The following is a 25444-nucleotide window of genomic DNA, read 5'->3' as shown; positions in this document are numbered from 1 at the left end:
CCGCCTTGAACGCTCTTGACCCGGTGCCTGAGAGACAGTATCGCCAGCTATGCCCAAGGTGCTAAACTGGATTCGCGGTCGTAAACAGCCTGCCCTCCGCGACGACCGGAGGCGGCGCAGAATAGACCTTGGCGACAGGCCGGTATCCTTCCCGATCTACGCCATTGGCGACGTGCACGGTAGCCTGGATTTGCTCCTGCACGCGGAACGGAAAATCCTTGCGGACATGGCTGGCAATCCATCTCCTGCTCTGGTTGTTCTCCTGGGTGACTACGTCGATCGCGGGCGCGATTCCTGCGGTGTCCTCGAACATCTGCTGCGACCACCAGAGGCGCCGCTGCGACGTATCGCGCTTTGCGGCAATCACGAGCAGCTCTTCAGCGATTTTCTCGAAAATCCGCAAGACAACATGCACTGGCTGGATTTCGGCGGTCGCCAGACGCTTTTGTCCTATGGCGTCGACATAGACTATTTCCTGCACAAAGGCCGTCTTCGGCTTCAGCCGTTCAAGGATGCGCTGATCGGCGCCATTCCCCAGACCCACCGTCAGCTTTTGTCCAGCCTGCCAATCTATGCCCGCATCGGGCCTTACATCTTTGTGCATGCCGGTTTCAGACCTGGCACGCCGCTTGAGGCACAGACCGATGAGGATATGCTGTGGATCAGGGAACCCTTCCTTTCGGAAGGCGCGGGTCTCGAGCTTCTCGTCATCCACGGGCACACCCCGGTCGCGGAACCGGAAAGCGGCCCGCAACGTATCGGCATCGACACCGGCGCTTTTACGACGGGCAGGCTTACCGTTCTGAAACTCTCGGATGCCGGGCTGCACCTGATTTCCTGACGGCGTGCTCCTGCCGTTCGCCAGGGCATTTTCAGCAAAAGTGCATAGCGGTTCTACATCCGGAAAATGCATAAAACGAAAAAATAGAGCCCATCGAACGCTTCCATTCAAACAGGCGTGCTCCAGCGCCAAGGCGGTCAGGATTCACCTGAAATCCGGATTACTGACCGCTCAGGATGTTGCCAAGCGCCGTCATCTGCTGACGGTTCCATTCGACCGCATCTTCAAAGGCCTTGTTTCCGAGCGCCTCGCGCTGATCGCGGCTGGAGGAGATTTGCAGGATAGCATCGGCAAAAGCCTGATGGTCACTGTCTTCCACAACGACCACGCCGCGGCGATAGCGCTCCGGCAGCCCCCTTACGCCAGTCCGGCTGGTGATCGTCGGGATACCCGCTGCCAGGGCATCGAGCAGTTTTATGTTGATGCCCGTGCCGAGTGCGATGGGGTTTATCGAGAGCGGCGCGCGCGTAAACGCATCCTTCAAGCGGTCCACACGGCCGAGTTTGACAACCCCTTCCCTGTCTTCGATCTTGCCGCATACGCTGCCGGCCACAACCAGACGAATATCCGGGCGTGCCGCCCTGACGAGAGGCAAGACGTTATCAAGGAATGCATTCAGGGAGATGATATTGGCATCATTGCCTGAGCCAAGGAACAGGAAGTCACTCGAGGTGAGGTCTTCCACCCTTCCGTCAAGGTCGAGAATATGACTGACAGTTGCGACGGCCGGTGCCTCTTTGCCCAGCCGCTGCCTGAAGGTACGCTCCTCTTCCTCCTGTATGGCGACAACCACATCCGCGCGGCGGAACGCTTTACATTCCACCTGCGGGGGAACCGAGAACCAATAGCCGTATTTGTTGGCGGTGTTGATGAATGCCTTGTGACGGTCGGCAAAGGAATCATGGGTATCGAGGATGCGGCGCACATCGTCAGGCAAGCCCAGAAAAGCCCTCGAATGAAAAGCATATTCCACGATAACGGCGTCAATTCCCAGCCGGCGCTGAATATCGCGGACCTGCCGGCCTATTTCAGGGTAATAAAACTCGTCGAGGTAATTGTAGAAACCACTCTCGTGGCCGAGAAGCCGGTGGACCTTGCGGACGCCACGGAAAGCCTTGTGGCTGAACTTGAAACCGAAATCTTCGATGAAGCGGGTTTTCCAGTCTTCGCGGCGACGGGTTATCTTATGGAAGCACCCGATCGAAAACTCGGTGGCGTGGGCCTCTTCCTCAAAATCCAGCACCATCGGCGTGTCGACATAAACGAAATGAACCTCGTGACCAAGCGCCCGCACGGCGCGGGTCAATTGCAATATTCTGCTGCGATTCCCCTCGCTGGCAGGCACGGCTGGTATGGCTGAGATAAAAGCGATTTTCATACTATCGATCAACACTCTTGGAAAAAGTTTCGAATAATTGAAAATTGTTTTTTGACAGGCCAAGTACCTCCGGCAATTTCTGCCTCACGCGTTCACGAATGTCGTCAGCCTGATCGACGAATTGCAGCAGGGCATCCTTGAGGCCCTGATCCGTATAAAAAGCGGATGGCGACAGCAATTCGGATGCGGCTAAACCAAAATGCTGATAGAGCCCCTCGAACTTGCCTTGATAAGCGACACATGTGACGGGAACGCCTTTGCCAAGCCCAGCTATGGCAAGATGCATTCGGCCGCTGACAATTCCGTCAAGCTTGCCGGCGATGCCCTTGAGGACCGGGGCCGACCATCGGCCATCCAGATATCGAACCCGATCAGCCAGTGAATCGGGCACGAGTCCAGAAATGGCCTGAAGGCAGAACTGGTCGCCAAAACCCTCCCGGTAGTCATGCGGAATAAGCAGCCAGCATACCGGCCGTTCATCAGCCACAAACCGCAACGCTTCAGCGCCGCGCGCGATGATCGTGTCAATCTGGTTGCGATCCGCATCCTTGAACAGCATCGGGTGCAGGTTGAACCCCATAACCCTGTAGCCCTCTGCACGTTTTTGCGCGATCCAGGCGCTTGTGTCCTCATCAGGCTCCGAAGAAACGAGACTGAAGGCCGAATCGGCCACCAGCGCCGCATGTGTCCTGGCGAAGGATTTCAGCCGGCCAAGGGACACCGGGTCACGTACATTAATCGCGACGTCAGGATGAAGCGCGCTATAAAACATCGAAAGAGCGGGATGAGGCGTTTCGTTGAAACTGAAGCCCAGGATGACGTTTTTTATTCCAGCCGCTGCCGCCAAATCCGCGGCAGCCAGCAGTTTCGCACTCACCAGGGCATTGTAATAGCCGTCCATGACGTCAGCGCCGACGACGACCACACAATCATATTTTCTTGTCTTGAATTGCTGCTGCAGGGCACTGACGAAATCAGGCCTTCCGAAAATATCGACTGGAACAAAACCACGTGCGCTTAGAACATCGGCGCATTCCAATCCGTTGACGACGACATCGACTTCGACACGATCATTTATGGCCCGCGCGTGTTGCACCACCGCAGTGATCATCGCATCATCGCCGATGGAACCGAAGACGGTTCTGGGATCGCAGGCCACGATCAAAAGGCGCTTCAGAACGGTGCTCGCAGGGCGTGCAAATCGCAGCTTACGCTTCTCTTTCTGCAGGGCCTTGAAGAACTCGTCTATAGTCGGCTCCCTGTTGCGGCGTTCGTTGTACTTGACCCATTCACGATGCAGCGGCGCGGGGAGGATCTTTTTTACCAGTTTACGCATGCGCTTCCTTCCGTGAGAGCACCTTGCTCATGACGAACATCAGCGCCGATCGCGCCTGTGTGCGGGCAACGGTCGCCATGAGCAGGAAATAAGTGACGACGAACGTGGATCCGAGCAGGATGCCGGACAGGAAATCGCCAAGGCCGAGCCCGGCGATTTCAGGTCGCATCCACTGAACCAGCGCAAAGCACAGACCGCTGGAGGCAAAACTCGGCAGCAATACAAGAGCGATGCGCCGGAGCGGGACATTCAGTTCGCGCGAGACAAAAAAGAAAGTGAAGGGCGTGGAGGCGAGTTGCCCAAAAACATAGACGATGACGAGTTCACCGATACTGTCTGTCGGTATCAGGAGGATCATGAGAATTGTCGCGACCGACTTGACGGTACCGGCAATCAGCACCTTGTTCGGGCTTCCGCGCGCGGAGAGAAACGGGCCGTTCTGAAACTGCACACATTGCAAGGCGCCGAGAAGAAGCAGGGGCCGTGCGATCTGATCCGCCCCCTGCCATTGCGTCCCGAACAGGACACGGCAGATCTCCGGTGCCAATGCGGCGAAAAGCACGAAGGCCGGTGTCGAGACGATTGCGGATATGGCGATCAGCTGCTTGTAGAGTTCCGCCATTCGCTCCCGCTCGTGCGATACACGGGAGAGCACCGTCAGGGACACGTCATAAAGCGCCGACTGAAGTAATTGCATCATAAGTTGATAGAGACGGCTGCCAACGGTGTAGAGCCCGAAGGCAGCCACGCCGTATCGTCCGAGAATGAGAAAGTCGATCAGGCGCGTCGACCCGAACTCCACGATGCGCAAGCCGAGCGCCGACGAACCGAAACGAAGCAATCCTATGAAAGTATCCGGCTTGAGCGTAACACCCGGAAGCCAGTAAGGTTTTCGCCAGAGCCAGACGAGGTTGACGACAGTCGCGACATATCCTTGAACGACAAGGCTCCAGACGCCGAGGCCGGTAATTGCGAAAACAATCGCAAAAACACCGCCAATAATATTCGATATGAAGGTTCTGATCGCCAGCGGTTTGAAGGCGAGCGCACGCCGATAGTTCACCTCCTGAAAAAGAGAGGCTGTATTCAGCGGCAGCAATATGCAGATCGCCACGATGATTGGCGCCAATCCATTCACCTCGAACCAGCTTTCCAGCTCAGGTGAGAACACGCAAACAATAGCGGCCAGCAGCGTCGCAACCGCGACCGAAACATAGAATGGCAGATTGACGTCACTGGGCTCCAGATCGCGCTTCTGCACAATCGCATCCGCAAATCCGAATTCCGACAGCATCTGGATCAGCATCAGAACCAGACCGGCCGTAGCGACCATGCCGTAATCCGTGGGGCTGAGGAAACGGGCGAGAACGATGAAAAGGATGGAGGTGAAAAGCTTTCCACCCCAGTTCTGGACAATGGACCAGAAAACTCCTGTCACGGCAGCATTGCCTATCGAGTCTGAGCTTGCCATCAATTCACCGCCGGTCTTCCTCGGTCGCGGCATGTCATGCCGGACCTGCCCAAATCCATTCCCGATTTTGCGAAACCCTGGCTTCGGCCTGCGGGATACAGGACGCACCTTTTTCAGCAGGAGAACGACGGAAATCCGGCATCAGAAAACTTACTTCACCGGCCTTGCCTTCTGCCATGTGTCATTTCCTTCCAAGAAATCCGGTCAGCGAAGAGCCCGAGCTCGTCTACGATGCGCGCAACGTCCTGTTCTCGCTCCGCTTTGCCAAAACGTCCTCGTAGAGTTTCACGTAGTTCTCGCCGACACGGCGCGAGGTGGATTCCTCGACGATGTTTCCGAAATCGGCCTCCGTCGGCAATTCCTCGCGTGAAAGCGTCAAAACCCGACGAATGCGTGCGGCAAGGTCGGTAGCGTTGCCCGGTTCGAACAGCCAGTCGTGATTGGTCTCGCCGATAAGTTCAGGAATACCGCCGGAGGCTGCGCCGATGACCGGCACACCCATGGCATAAGCCTCGTAGATCGTGCGTGGCGAAGGCTCGGCCCAGAAGGATGGGACGATAAGAACATCGATCTCTTCGAAAAATTCCTTCGGCTTCGCCCAGCCGATGAACTCGATCGGCAGATCACCGGCCTGAGCCTTGAACCGCTCGATGGAATCGTCCATCGCTTGGCCGGCAACCAGACAGCGCCAGTTGCCGTGGCCGACTTGCCTGAAAGCATCGACCATGTTGCCGACGCCCTTTTCCGTATTGATGCGGCCAATATAGCCGAAGGTCAGCGGCCGGTCAGCCCGGTCGATCTGCCGGCGCGCTACAGGATCGCCCTCCGGAACCGTGCAGGAATAAAAGATGACGCGGCGCAGGCTTTCCGGAATGTGATGGAACAACCCGTGATTGACGTGCGTCTTGAGGATTTCCGTACCGACGCTTGCAACCGCGCCAATATAACGCTGCGTGAATTTCTTGGTGAAATTCACCACCTGACAGCCAAGATGGATGTGCTCGCACGGCTTTCCGCCCTTGAACATCGCAGCGTTGCCACACAGAAGGTCATATTCGCAGATCGTGTGAACGATCGGAATGCCGCGCTTATGAGCCGCCCGCCATACCAGTGTCGTGACGTCAAGCAAGGAATGGGTGTTGAGAACATCGGGCTTGAAATCGTCAAGCACAGCCTCGAACTGCTTCTCGACATCGAAATTCCATTGCTGCTTGAGCTTCTGCATCCGCCTTTGCTGCGGCGAATATTGCGGCCAGTCCTCAAGCCAGAAATCGTTGTTGTGGAACATGCGGTAAACGCTGACGCCGTTGCGCACCGTTTTTGGTTCGGCCTGCCGCTCTATGCAGGCGGCACCGACCTCATGTCCCATGGAGACGAGTTCCTCGGCCAGATGTTCGACCGAGCGTTCGCATCCACCAACAATATGCGGCGGATAAAGGCTGCTGAGATGGAGAATTCGCATGCGGATACGCTCTATTTTCCTTCATCGAAAATTTATGTATCCACCCCGGCCTCGCCCATATACCCGAACTTTCGAGAACAAACGGGCATGTAGAAAAACAAAAGCCGGAACGGATCTAACGTCTGAAAATATGAATAACCAAAAATCTGCTTTTAAAGAGCACGGTAATCGACGCCATTTCAAGTCATTTTTTTCGCGGCGCGGCAAAAGCCATCCCGTGTTGCGAAAAGAACAGGTCTCGTGTTAGCTTCTTTTTATGAGAGACGTTCAGGCATAGGCGGGAAACTTTCGCCGTGTCAGATTTTGATACTACTGCTTTTTATATTTATTTCATTTCAGAACCATGGATTTGATTGCGACGGAAAATGCCAAAAGCTTCCAGGACATTCTGACATTTTGACAGGCTTTGCTGCCATTTAAGCCAGCGTCGCCCCGCCCTATGGCGGCTACGCTAGACTTTCGCCCGGATTGCCAGGAGACGCAGATGAACGGAAAACTGCCGGTTGCCATGGGCCGCCTGACACGGCGTGGTCTTCTTTCCGTCGCACCTGCGGCATTGGTCGCGGCTGCGGGCCTGCGTTCCACAACCGCGCAGGCTCAGCCCGTCGTTTCTGCCGACACGGAAGCATTTCTGGACAGTGTAGGCGTGTGTGGCCATTTTGCCCGTACGAAGGGCGTCTATCCGGAACGTTTCGAACATATCTTGCCGGAAATGGAAGCCCTTGGAGTGCGCCACCTGCGTGACGAGGGCCTGATAACCGCTTCAGACCGCCGCAACAGCCCCGCATTCCAGCGCCTGCGCCAGATCGTGGCGGCGGATATTCGTCTCACCATCATCTGTTACGATGATCTCAATCCTTACGTCTCCACGCCGCTAGACAGGATCGCGGATTTCTACGACTGGTGCGATGGCGGCGTCGAACTTTTCGAGGGCAGCAACGAACCTGTTTTAACGAAGGATCCCCAGAATGCGCCACGCCGCTCGGCGCAGCATCAGGCAGCACTTTACGAAACGGCCCGCTCCAATCCGCGCCTGAGCGCCATCGGCATTGTCGCACCAAGCTATATCCAGACGAACATACCGCTGGCGCTCAATCTTGAGGAGACGTGCGATTTCGGCAATATTCACCCCTATGCCGGCATGGAGCATCCCGAAACAACTGGGCCGGGGCAGCTTTCAAAATTCGTGACGGCGTCGGCACCCATAGCGGCACGCCGGCCGATACTGGCCACGGAGATCGGATACCACACCTCGCTGAAGACCAAGAGCTTCCATTTCCCCGTCACCGAAGGCATCAAGGCGCGCTATATGCCGCGCACGCTCTTATGGTGTTTCATCAGCGGTATCCGCCGGTCCTATATTTACGAGATGGTCTCCAGTTTCGCTGACGATGAGACCAACCCCGAAACATCGTTTGGCCTGTTACGGCATGACCTGAGCCGTACGCCCGCTTACGAGGCCGTCCGCGCCCTGCTTTCGCTTTGCAGGGCAAAGCGGCAGACGGTGCCGGCTGAACGCCGCATCGATTTCCTCCAGAGCGATACCCAAAGAGTATCCCTGCGGCTGGCGAGACCAGATGGCGCTTTACTCGTGCCGGTGTGGCTTGCTGTCCGGGGCTGGCAATGGCCGGCGCGGATTGAGAATCCGCCTGTTGAACGTCTCACGGCTTTTTCGGTAACAGGCACACATAGTCAGGTCATCGCACACCGGTTCCACGATGATGGGTCCGTTAGCCAGCACGCCATTGTGCAGGAAGGGGGGCAATATAAGCTTCCCGCTAGCGATCAGCTCACGGTTCTGGAAGTGTTTTGAGTGATATAAAACCGGAATTCCACCCCTCGGTTTTATGCATTGCCTCGGTCGGCTGCATGCTGTGAGATGCGGAAATACAGACTGCACGAACGAGCGGCCAGATATTATTAAATATATTTTTTGTAGATGGAAATGATAGCGCAAACATCAAACAAACCGCCAGCCACCGGTTCACAACGTCTGGACGTGCTTCAAATCCTGCGCGCAGCAGCAGCAGCGATGATTGTTGCGCTACACGCCCATGCCAATTGGGAGTTTTCTCTTTTTCCCCTCCCCACCACAAAGCTCGGGGCTGGCGTCGATCTGTTCTTCGTTATTTCCGGCTTCGTCATCGTTTATGCCTCAAGACCCTATTTCGCCACGCCCGGCGGACGATCGGCCTTTTTCCTGCGAAGGCTTATCCGCATTCTTCCCCTTTACTGGTTCGCGCTCACGCTGCGGCTGGTGGCGCTGGCAGCGGCGGCCTTTCTCGGCGTCAAGGCGTTCCCGTCATTGCAGGCAATCCTCACGTCCTATTTCTTCATTCCGCATGACAGCATGGGTTACGGTGACGCCTATCCATTCCCAATCCTGGATCTTGGCTGGACGCTGAACTACGAGATGTTTTTTTATGTCGTGTTCGCATTCTTCATTGTCCTGCCGCTGGAACGCGCCGTTTGGGCGACAGCCGGCACCCTTTCCGCCGGCGTCCTGATCGGCGCCGTTTTTGATTTAGCCCTGCCCTTCAGTTTTTGGCTTCAGCCTATCGTTCTCGAATTCGTCGCGGGAATGGTGCTGGCCGTGTTGTTCCTGCGCGGCCTGCGCTTGCCGGCTGTGATTGGTTTTGCGGCAGCTGTGTCCGGTCTGGCGATCTGGGCACTCGTAGACCTGAGCATGTTCGAATCCTACGGTAATCCGGGCTTCTATTCATTTGCCAGGCTGTTCGTTCTGGGCGGCGGCGCTATTCTGCTTATGGTCGCCGCCACCCTGACGAGGGGGATCACTCTACCGCGCGCCGCGCAGCCGCTTGCAGCGCTTGGAGATTCCTCCTATGCGCTTTACCTGCTGCACCCATTCATTTTTCTCGGGTTCAAGGGGGCTTTGGGAGCCTTGGCACTCCCGCAGGCGTGGACCAATGGCGTCTATCTTGCCGTTGTCGTCAGCACAATCGCGATCGCCCACGCCTTTCACCGCTTCGTCGAAATGCCGACGACGGCATGGCTTCGTGACAGGATCATAGCACCTCAAACGAAGATCGCCGTATCATAAGCCCTTCAAACGAAATCAAAGCTACCTTGCCATTAAGGATAGCTGCAGCTTGCCATCCAGTGCGCATTTTAACACTTGATCGTTTGCTTGGGCTGTGCGATTTAAGAGGAAATTTTAAATGTTGGATAACTCTGTTCAACATTGCGCATACTTAAGTTTGTATTTTAAAAATTTGGAGAGTTGTAATGTCTCGCCTTCGTAACGGCTCGACGCTCGCTGGTGCGATATTGGTTACCAGCATCGGCCTTTTTTCTGCACCTGCAAATGCCCAGACGGTCGAAACCGTGCCTCCGGCTGCTCAGCAGCAGACGCCACCGGTTGAAAGCGCAGCGACAGGCGCTCCCGTCAAAGCTGCAGATGAAACCAACGCCGCGTTTCTGACACGTGTTCATAGCACCAATCCCGGTACCGTCGCTGTTTCCGCCGCAGAACTGTTCAAGCAGTCTCCCGCGCCCGGAACGATCAAAGATCTCATCACCATCGCATCCAGCACCGATACGGCGACCGCCGACGTGGCAGGAGAGGTGACGAGCGGGTTTCCCATCATCGCCGTTTCCACCAGCGCCGCACAATTCTCCGAACAGCTTTCTGCTCTGGTTCTGAGTGATTCCAGCCAGTTGCCCACCATCGTTGCGCTGGCCCAGAAGGTCGCCAACAAGGACTTCTCAGAAGTTGTCGGCGAAGGTCTCGCACTCGCTTATTCCACAGCGATGCAAAGGGGCGACACGATACTTGCCGCCGCCATACAGTTGCAGACGAAGGGCACCGGCGTACCCCCCGATCTTCTGATCGCCTTTAGCGAAAACGTCCAGGGAACGGCCGCCGGCCCGGCTGCACCCGCAGCTGCCGCGGCAGCCGCTTCCCCCATTGGCGGCGCCGGTTCCTCACCTGCAAGCGCCAACAGCATTGGTGGCTCAGGGGATACGGGTGCCGATGGCGGGACGATACAGGCGGGCGGTGGAGCAGCCCCCGTCGGCGGTGGCGGAAGCGGAACAACAACGACCGGTGGCACGAGCACTTTGCTGTCCATAACGGTTTCAACCGGCAGCACCAGCACGCCAACGAGCACAAGTCCCGTTTGAGCTTGGCTTTGCCGCCTTTTCCTTCGGAGATGGCGGCCGCCTGTTCCACGATGCAACCGAGACTTGGCGGGCGCTGCGCCCGCCATAAAGAGCGAGGCTGACAGTTGTTGCAAAGGCACGATCCCCTGACGATGACCGATTACGATAAAAGCGGACTTACAGCCGACTTTATCGATATCGACGCCGCCCTTGCGATGATCCGTCGGCAATGGCGCATCGTCCTTGCCGCGATCGTCGTTGCCGGGGCAATTGGTCTCGCCTTCGCCGCAACGGCCGTTCCAATCTATTCCGCCACGGCAACTCTCCTGATTGACCGCAACAACAGTCAGATCGTCGAGCAGCTTTCGACAATCGGCGGCGTCATCGAGGACGAAGCATCCATTCTCAGCCAGGTCGAAGTCCTGCAATCGGAAACCATTGGTCTCGCTGTCGTCGACAGTCTCAACCTGACGGAAAACCAGGAATTCAGGGCAACCCGCGCATCGCTTCTGAGCTCGATATTCGGCACCGTCCGTTCGCTGGTCAACGTGTCGCAATGGTTCTCACCCGTCAAGAAAGAGACGGTGATTGACGATGGAACCCTGAAAAGATCGCTGTCTGACCGGCTGCTTCAGGGCCTCAGTGTCAAACGCATTGGCCGAACCTACGCACTGGAACTGACCTATAATTCAACCTCGCCGGTTCTCGCCGCACAGATCGTCAACGCGGTGGCGTCGGCCTATCTGGTCGACAAGCTCAACTCCAAATATGAGGCGACGAAGCGGGCCAGCGACTGGTTGTCCGATCGCATCGCCGAGTTGCGCCAGCGCGCACTTGAAACCGATCTGGCCGTGCAGAAATTTCGCGCCGAACATAACCTGATCGAGACCGGCACGAGCGGCCTGCTCTCTGATCAACAACTGGCGGCGTCCAACAGTGCCCTGATACTGGCGCAGTCGGATACGGCGCGGGCGCGGGCGCGGGTGCAACGTATCGAATATATCCTCGCCACCGATGATGTTGATGCGGTCGTCACCGATATTCTCGACAGCGCGGTTGCAAATGACTTGCGCAAAAAATATCTCGAATCCTCAAAGCTTGAAGCGGAAATCACCAGCCGGCTCGGCAGCAACCATGTTCAGGCGGTGCGCCTGCGCAACGAGATGCAGGAATATCGCCGGCTGATGTTCCAGGAAATCAGCCGAATCGCGCAGAGTTACAAAAGCGATCTCGAGGTTTCGGAAGCGCGGGAAAAATCTCTCGCGGAAAGTGTCGCCAAGGCCACCAACGTCAGCACCTCCGCCAGCCAGACCCAGGTTCAGCTTCGCGAATTGCAGCGTGAGGCGGAAACCTACAAGAACATGTATCAGACTTTCCTGCAGCGTTATCAGGAAGCGATGCAGCAGCAGTCCTTCCCCGTGACGGAAGCGCGCGTTATTTCCAAGGCGATGCCGCCTTATACGCCGAGCAAGCCGAACAAAACCATGATCCTGGCGCTGTTCATGATCATGGGGGCTGCAGCCGGCGGCGGTATCGCTGTGTTCCGCGAATTCCGCGACCGCTTCTTCCGCACGGGAGAGCAGGTTCGCGACGTTCTCGGTCTGGAGTTCCTCGGCAACACGCCGCTCGTCCAGGGCAAGCCCGGCGTGGATACCCTGAAGGATCAGGGTGATGCATCCAGCGCCACACGTCCCTCAAGCGTCGCCCGCTACGCTGTCGACCACCCACTTTCATCTTTCGCCGAAACGCTGCGCAGCACACGGCTTGCCATGGATCTCGGCATCGCCTCGAAACACGGCGCAAGGGTGGTCGGCGTCGTATCGGCTTTGCCGAGCGAGGGGAAATCGACGATCTCCATCAATCTGGCGCAGCTTCTGGCTGGGCAAGGTGCGCGGGTTCTGCTGCTGGATGCCGATATTCGTAATCCGGGCGCCACACGTGCCCTGGCGCGTCACGCCACCGAAGGCCTGCTCGAAGTGCTGCTGGAAGGCCGCAATATTCGCGATGTCCTTCTGCACGACGAAAAGACCCGGCTCGCTTTCCTCCCGACCGTCGTCAAGCAACGCGTACCGCATTCTTCCGAGCTGCTGACATCGCCACAAATGCACAAATTACTAGCCGAGGCCGGCAGCGTCTTCGATTACATCATTGTCGATCTGCCGCCGCTCGGGCCGGTTGTCGACGCCCGCGCGATGGCCAGCCGTATAGACGGCTTCGTTTTTGTTACCGAATGGGGCAAGACCGCCCGCAGGGCGGTCCGCAATACCATCGAAAACGAGGTTCATATCCGCAAGAAATGCCTCGGCGTCATTCTCAACAAGGTCGACACTGAAAAGCTGAAGCTCTACCGGGCATATGGTTCGAGCGAATATTATCATTCGCGCTACACCAGATATTACCATGACTAGGCGGGACGGCCTGATGCGCCTTCCCAATATCTTGGTAGTTGTGCCGGTTCTCATCATTTCCGTCTTCGTTTTGTCGGTTGCGGCACAGGCGTTTTCCGAAGCACGGCGCTTTTCCGATATCGTCGCCATGGCGAGAATTGCTGACGACAGAAACGGCCTGGCACCCGATCTACTGGCCACTGCCGTCGACGGACTTCGCCCCGTCGTTGCAGAGAGAATCTGCCGTTCCGATATCGTCAAAGCCGGACTGCGGCTGGTTCTGGCCGATCTCGACGCAAATGGCAAAGACGTGACATCTAAGACCGACGCTACGCGCCTTGGGTTTGCCGAGACCTATATTCGTCATGCCCTATTTTGTTTTCCGGCAAATGGCGATGTTTGGCTGCGTCTGGCCATGGTTCGTTCGCTGCGCAACGCCTCGCCCCTGGAAATCGCCGTGCTGATGAATTTTTCCCATCTCTACGGGCCGGCCGACGCCAATCTGATACGCGGACGCTTCGTGATGTGGCAGCAATTTCCGAAAGAAACGCTACCACAGGCCGAAGCGGCCAGGGAGGCGGATACAGCAGTCGTCTGTGGCAAGGAAGGTGAAATTCTGCGCTGGACCTTGCGGGATGCCTGTCCCCAGGAGCCGGCAAGCGGCACGAAACGGCCCAAGCCGGCGCCATGAGGTAAAATCCGCGAAATAGCGCGAAATGCCTATTCGCTCCTGACACTGTCACAGCAAACGTCTTACAAAGCCGAAAACCATGCCGCCATTCGAAGCCCAACCAGAACCGCTGTCCCTCTCACCGTCCCGACCGGTCGCGTTTCAGGACTATTTCCGGATGGCCGCAATGGTAACATTCTGGGCAATATTCCTTCTCGCTCTTCTCAACCGCGGCGCGACCGAAATCGAAAGCCGCATCGTCGTCACCATAGCAATTTATGTACTGCTGGTGCCTTCCATTCTGGTGTTCGGGCCGCCTCAAGGCGGTTCCGGCAAAGCGCTGGTCGCCGCCTGCTTTTTGCTGGCGGCGCTCATCATCCAGACCCTGCTGCAAACATCGCCTTTACCGGGCATCGCACCCCCTAACCCGGCCTGGGCCACCGCCGCGATGTTCGCGCAGGCCGTGCCCGCCGCCACGATCTCTCTCACCCCGGCGGATGATCAGCTCGGACTTTTGAGCGCTGCCCTGCCCTTCGGGGCTTTCATGGCCGGCCTTGTGATTTTCGATAGCGATGAGCGCGCAGCAAAAGCGCTACGATGGTTTGCAATAGCCGGCGGCTGGTTGGCGCTATGGGCGATCCTGCAATTTCTGCTTTTCCCGGACATGCTCGGCTTTATTCAGAAACGCTTTTATCTTGGCAGCCTGACGGGTCTTTTCGTCAATCGCAACACCGCCGCAACCTTCTTTGGCCTCATCCTTCTCACCCTCGTCGTACTGCTGCACAAAAGGCTCGTGGCGCCTGACTGGAGGATGATCCGAGCACTTGTGGCAAACCGCCTGACGGTGCCGGACGAACAGAAACGGCTCATCCGCAAAGCCGCCTTCATCGGCACCCTCACCGCCTTTTGCTTTCTCGCCCTGATGCTGACCGGATCTCGCGCGGGGATCATGTCGAGCTTCGCCGCGCTGCTTTTCCTTATTCTTCTCACCGTTTTCAACTCCCCATTGAGGGCAGGCCGCAAGGCGGCGGCTTCACGGCGCAGGCGGCGCGGGTTTAAACGCAAGGCGGCAGTCATGCTCGCCATCACCGTCGCCCTGTTCTCGCTTTTCGCCAGTCGGGTGGCGCTGCGCATGGAAACGCGCGTGGAAGACGATATGCGCTTCTGCTACATGCCGGGCATCATGCGCGCCATCGCCGATAATTGGCCCTGGGGGTCAGGCCTTGCAAGTTTTGCGGAAACCTATGCACCCTATCATATGGCACAATGCGGCGTGGATGCCATCGTCACCCATGCCCATAATGTCTATGCCGAAGGCTTGCTGACACTCGGCATCGCATTTCCTTTCTACGCGGCTTTTTTTGTGCTTGCTCACCTCGCTATTTTTATTCGCGGAGCGCGCAAACGCAAAAGCTACCGTTACGCCTCCCATCTCGGCCTTGCGGGGTTATTGCTTGTCGCACTCCATTCCACACTTGATTTTTCGTTACAGGTGCCAGGCTTCGCCATGGCCTATGCGGTCTTCCTTGCCCCCATTGTCACTCTTTGCCTTCGCCCGCCGGGAGTGGAGCGGGAGGGACGACGGCGTAGACAATCTTCGGCCGGCCCCATGATGCCAGGCTCGACCGGGCAGGGTGAGGCGGTGAAAACCGCGTTTTGGCAACCGTAACCGCTATGAGGTGCATATTCGGACAGCGCGAAACAAATAATTGCAGAACCAAATAGGCGCGGGAAATTGGCATGCGGATATTGCAGGTAACATCTCTATTTTCTCCAGACCGGGTGGGCGGCGCGGAGATATTCGTGGAAGACCTTGCACGCGGGCTGGCGGACAAGGGACATGCGGTTGCGGTGGCCGCCATTTCCCGGAAACAACAGCCTGCGGAGCTGCGTGATGGTTTCGCCATCCACCGCCTTGGACATACGACACCGTTTTTCATCGGCGATTGGGAGCAGCAGCCGGGATGGAAGCGCAAATATTACAAAGCCGCCGTGCAACTGGATCCGCGCCTTGTGCACCGGCTCGCACGTGTCATCGATGATTTCCGCCCGGATGTCGTTAACACCCATTCGCTCTCTGAATTGACGCCGCTGATCTGGCCGATGATCCGCAGGCGAGGCATTCCGCTTGTTCATTCCCTGCATGATTTCACCAGCATGTGCACCAACGGATCGCTGTTTCACGATGGGCACATTTGCGATGGCAGCAGCAAGAAATGCCGCACCTTTTCTTATCTGCACCGGCGTTGCCAATGTGCCGTCGATGCCGTGGCCGGCGTCGGCCGCGATATTGTCGACCGCCATGTTCAGGCCGGCTTCTTCACCCATGTGCCCGAAAACCGCCGCGCGGTTATCTGGAACGCCATAGCACCACCGGTCTCACGGAGTTCGCGCAAGCCCCGCACGGCCGGTGAGCCGATTGTTTTTGGCTATCTCGGCCGCATCGAGGCGCCCAAGGGCGCGGATCTGCTGATCGAGGCGCTGCACCTCCTGCCGCCGCAAGGCTGGCGGCTGGTCATGGCGGGTCGGGCACCGGGCGGCATCGAAGCCTATCGGCAGAAGGCCGCAGGCCTTCCCGTCGAATTCCCCGGTTATGTGGAGGCCGATAATTTCTTCGCGGGTATAGATTGTCTTATTGTGCCGCCTTTATGGCCGGAGGCTTTCGGGCGCACTGTCGCCGAGGCTATCCTGCGCAGCGTTCCCGTCATCGGTGCCAATCTCGCCGGGGTTGCCGAACAAATCGGCCACGACAGGCCGGAACGTCTTTTTACACCGGGCAAGGCAATCGAACTCGCCGCACGCATGGTCGATGCCATGCGCAATCCCGAAATTCTCGTGGAGACGCCCGAAACCATGGCGCGAATTTCGCAGGGTGTCTCCCCCGAGCGGGTGGTCGCGGCCTATGAAGCGCTCTATGCGGATCTGCGCAGCAGCATTCGGTCATAAGCCGTGAGAATTGATATTTTTATGGAAAAGCTGCGCATAGCTTTCCGCCGCCTTCTGCCATGAATATAGCTTGCGGTTTTCATAACCCGCCTGGCGAAGATCATCCGCCAGGCCAGGTTCCCGGAAAAGCCGGTCAAGCGCGGCAACAAGGCTGTCGGCGTCGGCGGGGTCGAAGGTAAGCGCGCCCTTGCCGGCTATCTCCGGCGTCGCGGAGCGGTTGGAGCAGACGACCGGACATCCCAGCTGTTGTGCTTCCAAGACAGGCAGGCAGAACCCTTCATAGGTGGAGGGCACACAGAGGCAGGCGGCATGTCGATAGAGTTCGGCCAGTTGCCGGTCGTCTATGCCAGAGAGCCGGACCAGTCGCGCCTTCAACTCCGGATCGTCCAGCGCACTGCCGATTTCCTCGGCATCGTCCTGGCCCACATGCACCACATGCAAATCCGGCCACGCCTTGCCAAGCCGCGCAAAAGCCTTGCCGAGCAGTGCAAAATTTTTATTGGACGTCGCGTTTCCGACCGCCAGTATATAAGGCCCGGCTATCAGCGAGGGCTCGTTTACAGCGTCCGGGTCAACCTTCAGGGTACTGTCGGAATAAATGGTCAGGCTTTTGCCGGCAGCGGAGGGATAAAAGCGCGCCAAGTCCCGTCGTGTCGCATCAGACACGCAGCTTATTCGATCGGAACCAGCCATCATAAGGCGAAAAATGAAATCGGTCGTCAGGGTCGCCCGCCAACCGATCTGTTCCGGGATCGTCTTGAAATAAAGATCGTGAACAAGCGTGACACGCCGTTTGCTGCCAAGAGGACTTCCAAAGGGATCGGCATTAAAAAGCACATCAATCCTGTGCCGGCGGCAAAGTGCAGGCAACGTCAGGGCCTGACGCAGCACATCGAAAACCATGATGCGCGGCCGCGGTGTCTCTATCAATTGAAGGCGGCTGTCACGCAGGCTTTCGGGCAGTTGCGCCCGCATCCAGGGAGAACGCAGAATATAGTCGTCCTGCGTTTGCTCCAGAAGCCGCTCCAGCAGGCTGAATGTCACGCGGGCGACGCCGGAAGCCTTGCCGCCATATTGGCTCGGCATGTTTACGAGAATGCGCATCGACTGCCTCACGCCGCTTCCGCCAGCAACGCGGAAACCGCTCTGCTGGTCTCTTCCAGCGAAAAACGCTGGCTCACATCATCCCGCCCCTTCTGCGCCAGCCTTTCTGCCAGAGCCGGATGCGAAAGAATGCAGCCAAGTGCTGCGGCAAGTGCACTGGCATCGTTCGGTGGCACGAGAAGACCCGTTTCCCCATCCCGAATGATTTCGGTAACCCCGCCACCGCGTGTGGCGACAACCGGCCGGCCACACATCATTGCCTCGACCACCACCCGGCCGAAGGGTTCGGCGACTATCGAGGTGTGAGCAACCGCATCCATTGCAGCCATCAGTTCAGGAACATCCGAACGGAAACCGAGGAAGCGGACGCGACCATCGAGACCGAGACGGGATGCCTGGTCACGGATGCGCGCCTCATAGGCCTCCTGCCCGAAAAGCGCTCCGCCAACGACAACGGCCTGAACACCATCCATCGCTGCAATCGCCTCCAGAAAAACATGCTGTCCCTTCCATTCGCTCAGCCGGCCGAACAACCCGACGAGGGGCTCAGGACCAAGGCCCAGTTCGGCACGCAGCCGTGCGGCCTTGGCAGGATCATAAATGGCTGCCTTCGCGGGATCGAAGCCATTGTAAACGATGCGGACTTTTTCCGCTTCGCCGCCCGCCTCAATGAAAGCCCTGCCCGTTTCCTGTGAATTGACGGCCACAAGCCTGGCAAAATGGCGCGCAAATGCCAGCGAAGCGCGGCGATTGGCGGCGCTGAAAGCCGGATCGGTGACAATGTCATGTAAAACCCAGACAAGCGGGCGGCGGCTGAGCTTCGCTGCAAGAGCACAGACAAAAAGCGCCTTCTGCGAATTGGCACAGATGACATCGTAATGTTTCGCCTCCCGGCTCAACTGCCATGCGACGGCCATCACGTCGGCAGCTCCACGCAGCATTGCACCGACAGATGAATCGCGACGTATCGACAGCATTTTTTTGCCAGCGGACAACATGACTGGTGGCCGCCCTGAGGCCGCAAGATCATCTGCGGCGCCGCCGCCGCTGAGAAAACAGGCACGCCAGGAAGGAGGCCCGGCCTTGACCAGATCCGTCAGGAAAAGCTCGGCTCCGCCCTTCTCACCGGTATGGCTGACAAAAAGAGCGGATGTCATGACATCACCTGTCGTGCGGCGGGGCGTTCGCCATACCATTGCCCCTTATCGCGGGCACGAACAGGAGGCTCGAAAATGGCCCCAGCACGCCTGGCGGCGACGGGCATATCCTGATCATGAGCTTCAGTGTAAGAACGACAATGCTTGCTTACGCTTGAAAAAAATGACATCTAAACCTTCATGCGGATCAAAAATCCGGTCCGCTTAAAATAAAAGAAAAATATTCTATTTTTGTATTTTAAAATAATTCGAAGAAAAATGCGTGACGTTCAATTTCTTATGCTGTTCACCGCTTGGCTTCCTGCGTTTTTCCCCCGGTATCACGGCAGCGCTATAATGCGGCCAGACCAGGAGAACGAACGATGACAGTACTCGAACATAACATATGCATATATATGACGGGAACGAAAGAGGTGCCGGCATGATCGGTGTGTCGCTCGGTATCGTTCCCGGCAATATCCGCGCCCTCGTCCCTTCCCTGAACGCACTCTCACCTTTGCGCGCACGCCTGACCACCGGACGGGACGCCACTATCTTCGTGAATGGCGACAGTACCGCCTATGCCGAAGCCGGACCTTTCCAGCAATTTGCCGTCATGCTTGGCGAGCTGCACGATATGAAAGTGGTGGTATACCGCTGGGCGGAATGGCAGACAAACGCCCCGACAGGACCGAAAGCCTATGCCGAGCCGGTGACACTGCGCGCCGGCACTGGCGGAACGCTCACGGTCTATCTCGCCGCACTGCCGGGGGGAACGGCGGGTTACATGCTTGCGGAACAGCGCGCGGCTGCGCTGAAGATTCCACGTCCCGACCTGTGCATCATGCATCATGGGCATAATATGCAGAGCTTTGAGGCGCCTGGCGGCATCCTGAGTTCGGGACGATCCACTCTGCTTGGGCCGCTGGGTATGACCGAATGGCACTGGCCCGACACTCCGCAACTCATCACCACGCAAAATCCCTGGCGCGATAACACAGCTTACGACAAAGTCTATCAAGCGATCCTCGATGTGGGTCGGACTCACCCCAACCTCACGCTGGTGGATACCCACGCAGCATTTGTAGCAAAAGGTAAGGACGCGACCCTTTATCGTGACAATATCCATCCGAACGACGCCGGCTCTCGGCTCATCGCCCAGACTTTGTTCAGTTGTTATCTGGCGTCGGCACCCGAAAGCAGCTTTCAGACACCCTGCTGGCCGAAGCTTCCCGCCACCAATCTCATAGCCAACGGCGATTTCACCGATTGGTCAGGCTCTGTTCCAACGGGTTGGAACTTGAGCGCGCCAGGCTCCGTTGCCAAAGCCGCCGATGTCACCTTTTCTCCCGCCTTCGCTCATAGCCTTGCCCTGCGTGCGAATGGCAACCAGACGGTCGGGCTACTTCGCTATCTCCGCAACGCGGAGGCGGTAGCAATGATCGGCAAAACCGTTTCATTTGCGGTGCTCTACAAATATTCGGAGGGGCAACGCCCACCCTTTGTTGCACTGGTCGTGAAAAGCGGTGGCACATCCCGCACCATCAACGCCACGGCCCTCCAGTTCGGCGGAGTGAATGGCCTCGGTAACAGCGGCTGGATGTGGGGCACCGCCAACGAGATAACAATAGATTCCGACCTTAGCCCCACCAGTTTCGGCCTGTACGTGCAAATCTATCCAGCCTTCGGTCCCAGCCCGCCAAGCTCCAATGAACCACTTTTTATCCAACGGGTCATCGCCACGGAAGGACCTTTGCCGAAAGGCAATCTGAGCAACTGAGATACATAGAAAAATTGTCTTGCGCGGCCATGCCGTCAAGACCACTATTCACCGTCATCACCCCTATTATCCCGTGGGGATGACGCCCTCTCAACAGGGCCACTCCAGGTCCGCCAGTGAAAGACAGGCCGCGAATGACCCGACGCGCAAATGGGCTGATATCACGTCAGTTCCCGTTACCAGGCTTCGTCATGGCGATGCCGCTCTACCCTTCAAAAACATTCAATGTTCCCACTCGTTTTCTGTCCATCTTTGTTTTTTCGATCGGTTTTTTCATTCAATGCAATGTCTTGACCAGCAATATCGGCCTGCGCTTTCTCAACATCACTGACATGCTGGTGCTGGTGACTTTACCCGTCATCGCACTGCTTTACATTCGGTGCCTTACGCCTTCGATCACCCTGTTATATATCGTTCCGCTGACTGTGCTTTTCGCTCTTACGACTATTTTTGCCGATGAGCGCGGCGATGGCGAATTTTACACCACGGCGATGACCTATTTCTACGCCGTTTATTTTCTGTTCTTCACCTATATGCTATTCAAGGAGAATCTCCTTGAGCTATTCTGCTGGAGTATCTTCGCCGGTTTTATCGCGGTGACGATACTCTTGTTTCTCGATATCGTCATTCATGATCGGCTTGCTTCTCTTGGCCTGTCTTTCATGTTCGATGAAGCCGGGGTGCTGGAGGCCGCGGCAAAAGGTGAAATAAGTCCGCTACTTTTGCGCGTCGAAAAAGCGGGAGGAATCTGGCCCGTGGGAAATACGGCGGGACCGGTATTCGCTCTGGCCGGTGCGGCGGCGGCCTATCTTGCAGAACGCCACAGGCGTCCTGCGCTGTTTGCGGCATTCTTAGTTATCTACTTGGCCGCCTTCACTCTCACGCTCAACCGGTCGGGTGTAATTGCGGTTCTCATCATCGGGCTCTATTACTACGTCAGAAATTTTTCAATCCGGATGCTCCTCAGTACATATTTCGGCTTTGCTCTCCTGGCCCTCAGCATCGCCGCCATTTTGCCATTGGGCGCTTTCGATTTTGCCGAGCAAGCTTTTTCGAAGCGTTTTCTTGAGGACACCAACACGAGTAATAACGCACAGGAACGTTGGGAAACAATTGTCGCCGGCGTCCAGGTCATGCTCAACCATCCGTTGGGTATTGGCTTTACTGCACGATATGGTGAATTGTCTCAAATGACGAGAATCGGCACGCCACATAATGGCTTTCTGGCCACCGCCTATGCATCGGGCATTGGATTTTGCATTCTCAGCGCCTTTGCGACCATCTATGCAGTTTTCCGAAAACGAAAGATCAGTTTCTTTGCCTATTCAGCGATTGGGGTCATAGTCGGCTACCAATTTGAAGAGCTGAATTTCAATCCTGTCTTCATGGCGCATGTTGGACTTGCCCTCGCCTATGCTTTCATCGATCTCGATTTCAGGCTTTTTCTGAAAAATACGATAACGCGGATGGCAGCGATGACGCAGAGCGTACGCAACGGGGATGCAGGCAGCTTCACCGACAAGGTGGGAGCCTGAGACATCCAGCCTTCTGATGGAATAGATTGGTAACGAGCGCCAAACCGATCAAATCATATATCTGCGCGGCGGCCATAGGTTCAGTTTTTTGAGCTGGCGACTAGCCTATTCCGACGACTTCAATCTCGCTGCCACCCAAACTCACGACATCGCCCACCACTTTCCCCATCAACACCCGTGCCACCGGCGACACATAGGAGATTGATCCTGTTGCAGGATCGGCCTCATCCTCGCCGACGATCCGGAACTGTTGCGTGCGCCCGTCATCGCGACTGAAGGTCACGAGGCTGCCGAAGGCAACAATGCCATTTCCAGGCGGGTCCGGCATGAGCTGGGCGGTGCGAATGCGCTCCGCAAAATAGCGAACGTCCCGCAGGGGGCTCGCGGAAAGCCGCCGTCTTTCATTAACGTCTTCGACGGCATTGGCGGCCTCACAGGCCTCGCGCGCCAACCGCAATTGCTGTTCCAGCGTTTTCAGCCCGGCCTCGGTCACCAGATTGGGATGCGGCGAAATCACCCGATCCGGCAGAACGGTTTCGGCTGCGGTTTCGGCACTGTCTTCCTTGGTGAAGGCTACACTCAATCTGATACTCCATTTCGGCGAGACGCCGCTTGAGACATCTCTTTCCGGTCCAATCCTGCCACCACACGCTGGAGCACGGCAAGAGTAGAACCAGCCATAGCTTCAAAGCGGACCGGGCAGAAGCGGAATTCACCGACCGCGCTACTGCTCGTTAATCAAATCGACGCTTTTCAGCACTCTCGCCTGGTACACACGCACCCCTCATATCTTGCCCTAACAGCGGGCTTTTTGCCCTGTTAGGATGTTCCGTGGGAGGAGGAAGCCAACGCTAACGGACAGGAGACGGCTCATGACCCGGACAGTAGTGAATGCGCTTGGAGACACACTTTATTATAGCGGCAATTCCCAAGGTTTCTTTTCCGCCACCGGGTCCGGCCCGCTGCTTGCCGGCACAGCCGGCAATGATTCCATGTGGGGCGACAGCTCCGTGAATGTGACGATGGCGGGTGGCACAGGCGACGATATTTATTATCTCTATTCCAGCATCAATCGCGCCGTGGAAAACGCCGGCGAAGGCATCGACACGATCGACACCTGGATGAGCTACACCCTGCCCGAGAATTTCGAGAATCTACGGGTAACAGGCGATGGCCGTTATGCCTTCGGGAATTCGCTCGACAATATCATCACCGGCGGATCGGGCAGCCAGACCATCGATGGCGGCGCTGGCAACGACGTGTTGATCGGCGGTGGCGGTGCCGACACATTTGTTTTCACCAGTGGCAACGGCACCGACCTCATCATGGATTTCAGCGCCAACGATACGATCCGGCTGAATGGTTACGGCGTTACCTCCTTCGACCAGCTCGTCAGCAATGCCACCCAGCAAGGCAGCGATCTCTGGCTGAACTTCGCGAATGGCGAAGCTGTCGTTCTCGCAGGAACAACCATCGACGATCTTCAGGCCGGCCAATTTGAACTCAGCCTTGACCGGTCCTCACTGACCCAGACCTTTGCCGACGAATTCGACGCGCTTTCTCTGCGCAGCGGGGGTGAGGGAACCTGGGACGCCAAATATTGGTGGGCGCCGGAAAAGGGAAGTTCGCTGACGACGAATGGCGAAGCGCAATGGTATATCAACCCCGCTTATGCCGGGACATCCGAGGTCAATCCCTTCAGTGTGGAAAACGGTGTCCTGACCATCACCGCTGAAGAAACCGCACAATCGGTCGCCGATGAGGTCGAGGGATACGATTATACGTCGGGCATGCTGAACACCTATTCCTCCTTCAGCCAGACCTATGGTTACTTCGAAATCCGCGCCGATATGCCGACCGACCGGGGCGCATGGCCGGCTTTCTGGCTTCTGCCGGAAGACGGATCCTGGCCACCGGAACTGGATATCGTGGAAATGCGCGGCCAGAATCCCAATACGCTGATCATGTCCACCCACTCCAATGCAACGGGCGAACAGACATCTGTTATCAAAAATGTCAGCGTGCCGAGCACGGAAGGGTTCCACACCTACGGCGTGTTGTGGGACGCGGAACACATTACCTGGTATTTTGACGATGTCGCGGTGGCACAGACGGATACGCCCGATGATATGCACGACCCCATGTATATGATCGTCAACCTCGCCGTCGGTGGCATGGCGGGAACGCCATCTGCCGGTGATTTCAGCGATGGTTCACAGATGATGATCGACTACATCAGGGCCTATTCGCTTTCTGACTGGGCCGCGTGAGGAACGACAACGCCGGCAGTCGCGTCCAGAACTGCCGGCGTTTCAGGCATCAGCCTATCGGGGCTGTGCCTTGTGCAAACTCGTCATTCAGCCGCTATCTGCATCCGATCGGCGTGGAGCGACATGAGGTGCCGTGCCGTTTCAAGGCTCGCCGGCTGTTCTGCCCGGTAGCGGCGGCTGATTTCCATCATCAGGACGGTATCGGGCAGGAAGGTCAGCTCCGAGAAGATGCTTTCCCACTCAATATCGCCCCAGCCGAGCGGCATATGCAGGTCGCCAATGCCAAGCGCGGTATTTTCCTGGTCGAAATATGGCTGGTAAAAGCCTTGCGGCCGACCGAAGGAATCGTGGACATGCAGATGGCCGGCGACCGGCGCCATGGCGCGAAGCTGCTCGCGGAAATCAAGACCGCGATAGGTGGATTCGATATAGGCATGGCTGAAATCGATCAGCGCCACGACGTTGTCATGACCAACGGCCTTCACGGTCGCCGCCACTTCGGCGGGCGTCTGGCGATATTGGCCCGGCTCGGTGGAGAAGATATTCTCAAGCGCGATACGCACACCATAGGGCTTGCAGAATTCCGCAAGCTCGAAAAGGGCTTCCCGCTCACGGGCATCGGCGTCGGCACGCTCGGCGATCTGGTCCGCACGCAGCGCACCGCCATGCTGAACGAGAATGCCGGCACCGATACGGTCGCACAGGACGGCCAGCGCCTTGGCGGCATCGATCTGGTAACGGCAGGTTACCGGATCCATGAAATTGGAGGACACCAGCCCGTGCACGGTGTAGCGGAAATCGAACTGTTTCGCGAGCGACACGAACCGGTCGGCACGCTCCTCGATGATGCGGCCGCCTGCGATCAGATCAAGGCTGGTCACAGCCAGTTCGACGGTATCGCAGCCAATATCGGCCAATGCGCGCAGATCGTTTTCAAGGGTGGCCAGTTCGCCGTCGTCCGAGCCGGCGTTAAAACCGGTACCAATAAGATTGCTCATGTCGTCAT

The 25444-nt window shown here is 57.2% G+C and carries 20 protein-coding genes; 11 read left to right on the top strand and 9 right to left on the bottom strand.

Features of this window, described 5'->3' with window-relative positions:
- Positions 1-49: 49 nt before the first annotated feature.
- Positions 50-841, top strand: coding sequence for a metallophosphoesterase family protein (locus AC1ROR_RS14510; protein WP_498589813.1), 792 nt, complete (start codon positions 50-52; stop codon positions 839-841).
- 160 nt (positions 842-1001) lie between these two features.
- On the opposite strand, the gene AC1ROR_RS14505 is transcribed toward AC1ROR_RS14510, so the two are convergent.
- From AC1ROR_RS14505 to AC1ROR_RS14485, 5 genes are read right to left on the bottom strand one after another with little or no spacing between them, the layout of a single operon-like run.
- On the bottom strand, positions 1002-2219 hold the full coding sequence (locus AC1ROR_RS14505) for a glycosyltransferase family 4 protein (RefSeq protein WP_498589812.1): 1218 nt from the start codon (positions 2217-2219) through the stop codon (positions 1002-1004).
- 1 nt (position 2220) lies between these two features.
- Entirely contained in the window at positions 2221-3555 is a 1335-nt protein-coding gene (locus AC1ROR_RS14500; protein WP_498589811.1) for a polysaccharide pyruvyl transferase family protein, read from the bottom strand.
- Positions 3548-5026, bottom strand: a complete 1479-nt coding sequence (locus AC1ROR_RS14495; protein ID WP_498589810.1) for a lipopolysaccharide biosynthesis protein — start codon at positions 5024-5026, stop codon at positions 3548-3550. The genes AC1ROR_RS14500 and AC1ROR_RS14495 overlap by 8 nt, the downstream gene beginning before the upstream one ends.
- A gap of 34 nt (positions 5027-5060) precedes the next feature.
- Entirely contained in the window at positions 5061-5204 is a 144-nt protein-coding gene (locus tag AC1ROR_RS14490; protein WP_498589809.1) for a hypothetical protein, read from the bottom strand.
- 48 nt (positions 5205-5252) lie between these two features.
- Positions 5253-6488, bottom strand: a complete 1236-nt coding sequence (locus AC1ROR_RS14485; RefSeq protein ID WP_498589808.1) for a glycosyltransferase family 4 protein — start codon at positions 6486-6488, stop codon at positions 5253-5255.
- A gap of 484 nt (positions 6489-6972) precedes the next feature.
- Between AC1ROR_RS14485 and AC1ROR_RS14480 the strand changes: the two genes are divergently transcribed.
- From AC1ROR_RS14480 to AC1ROR_RS14450, 7 genes are all read left to right on the top strand, one after another.
- Complete coding sequence (locus AC1ROR_RS14480) at positions 6973-8301, top strand: hypothetical protein (RefSeq protein WP_498589807.1); 1329 nt, start codon at positions 6973-6975, stop codon at positions 8299-8301.
- Positions 8302-8433: 132 nt separating this feature from the next.
- The gene (locus AC1ROR_RS14475) at positions 8434-9549 is read left to right on the top strand and encodes an acyltransferase family protein (RefSeq protein ID WP_498589806.1); all 1116 of its coding nucleotides are present in this window, start codon (positions 8434-8436) and stop codon (positions 9547-9549) included.
- 185 nt (positions 9550-9734) lie between these two features.
- Entirely contained in the window at positions 9735-10631 is an 897-nt protein-coding gene (locus AC1ROR_RS14470; RefSeq protein WP_498589805.1) for a hypothetical protein, read from the top strand.
- A gap of 131 nt (positions 10632-10762) precedes the next feature.
- Entirely contained in the window at positions 10763-13018 is a 2256-nt protein-coding gene (locus AC1ROR_RS14465; RefSeq protein WP_142170856.1) for a polysaccharide biosynthesis tyrosine autokinase, read from the top strand.
- Entirely contained in the window at positions 13011-13688 is a 678-nt protein-coding gene (locus AC1ROR_RS14460; RefSeq protein WP_498589804.1) for a hypothetical protein, read from the top strand. The genes AC1ROR_RS14465 and AC1ROR_RS14460 overlap by 8 nt, the downstream gene beginning before the upstream one ends.
- A gap of 79 nt (positions 13689-13767) precedes the next feature.
- Positions 13768-15336, top strand: a complete 1569-nt coding sequence (locus AC1ROR_RS14455; RefSeq protein WP_498589803.1) for an O-antigen ligase family protein — start codon at positions 13768-13770, stop codon at positions 15334-15336.
- 71 nt (positions 15337-15407) lie between these two features.
- Positions 15408-16613 (top strand): glycosyltransferase family 4 protein, encoded by a 1206-nt coding sequence (locus AC1ROR_RS14450; RefSeq protein ID WP_498589802.1) that lies wholly within the window; start codon positions 15408-15410, stop codon positions 16611-16613.
- Here AC1ROR_RS14450 and AC1ROR_RS14445 read toward each other — a convergent pair.
- Positions 16608-17717, bottom strand: coding sequence for a glycosyltransferase family 4 protein (locus AC1ROR_RS14445; protein ID WP_498589801.1), 1110 nt, complete (start codon positions 17715-17717; stop codon positions 16608-16610). The two genes, AC1ROR_RS14450 and AC1ROR_RS14445, sit on opposite strands and share 6 nt — an antisense overlap.
- An 8-nt stretch (positions 17718-17725) precedes the next feature.
- A complete protein-coding gene (locus AC1ROR_RS14440) occupies positions 17726-18874 on the bottom strand; it encodes a glycosyltransferase family 4 protein (RefSeq protein ID WP_498589800.1) in 1149 nt (382 codons plus the stop codon).
- A 421-nt stretch (positions 18875-19295) separates the two neighbouring features.
- On the opposite strand from AC1ROR_RS14440, the gene AC1ROR_RS14435 reads away from it, so the two are divergent.
- Positions 19296-20633 (top strand): SGNH/GDSL hydrolase family protein, encoded by a 1338-nt coding sequence (locus AC1ROR_RS14435; protein ID WP_498589799.1) that lies wholly within the window; start codon positions 19296-19298, stop codon positions 20631-20633.
- Positions 20634-20767: 134 nt separating this feature from the next.
- Positions 20768-22168 carry an O-antigen ligase family protein gene (locus AC1ROR_RS14430; RefSeq protein WP_498589798.1) on the top strand — a complete coding sequence of 467 codons (1401 nt, stop codon included), beginning with the start codon at positions 20768-20770 and terminating at the stop codon, positions 22166-22168.
- Between the two features lie 100 nt (positions 22169-22268).
- On the opposite strand, the gene greA is transcribed toward AC1ROR_RS14430, so the two are convergent.
- On the bottom strand, positions 22269-22751 hold the full coding sequence (greA, locus tag AC1ROR_RS14425; protein ID WP_498589797.1) for a transcription elongation factor GreA: 483 nt from the start codon (positions 22749-22751) through the stop codon (positions 22269-22271).
- A 289-nt stretch (positions 22752-23040) separates the two neighbouring features.
- Between greA and eglC the strand changes: the two genes are divergently transcribed.
- Positions 23041-24438, top strand: a complete 1398-nt coding sequence (gene eglC, locus AC1ROR_RS14420) for an endo-1,3-1,4-beta-glycanase EglC (RefSeq protein WP_498589796.1) — start codon at positions 23041-23043, stop codon at positions 24436-24438.
- A gap of 83 nt (positions 24439-24521) precedes the next feature.
- Here the strand turns inward: eglC and AC1ROR_RS14415 are convergent, their stop codons facing one another.
- Positions 24522-25436 (bottom strand): TIM barrel protein, encoded by a 915-nt coding sequence (locus AC1ROR_RS14415; RefSeq protein ID WP_142170871.1) that lies wholly within the window; start codon positions 25434-25436, stop codon positions 24522-24524.
- Positions 25437-25444: the final 8 nt, after the last annotated feature.

It is taken from the genome of Agrobacterium sp. GW821-FHT14E08 (assembly GCF_058803865.1).
The sequence above is the reverse complement of the archived record's forward strand: the minus strand, read 5'-3'. Positions and strand labels throughout refer to the sequence as shown.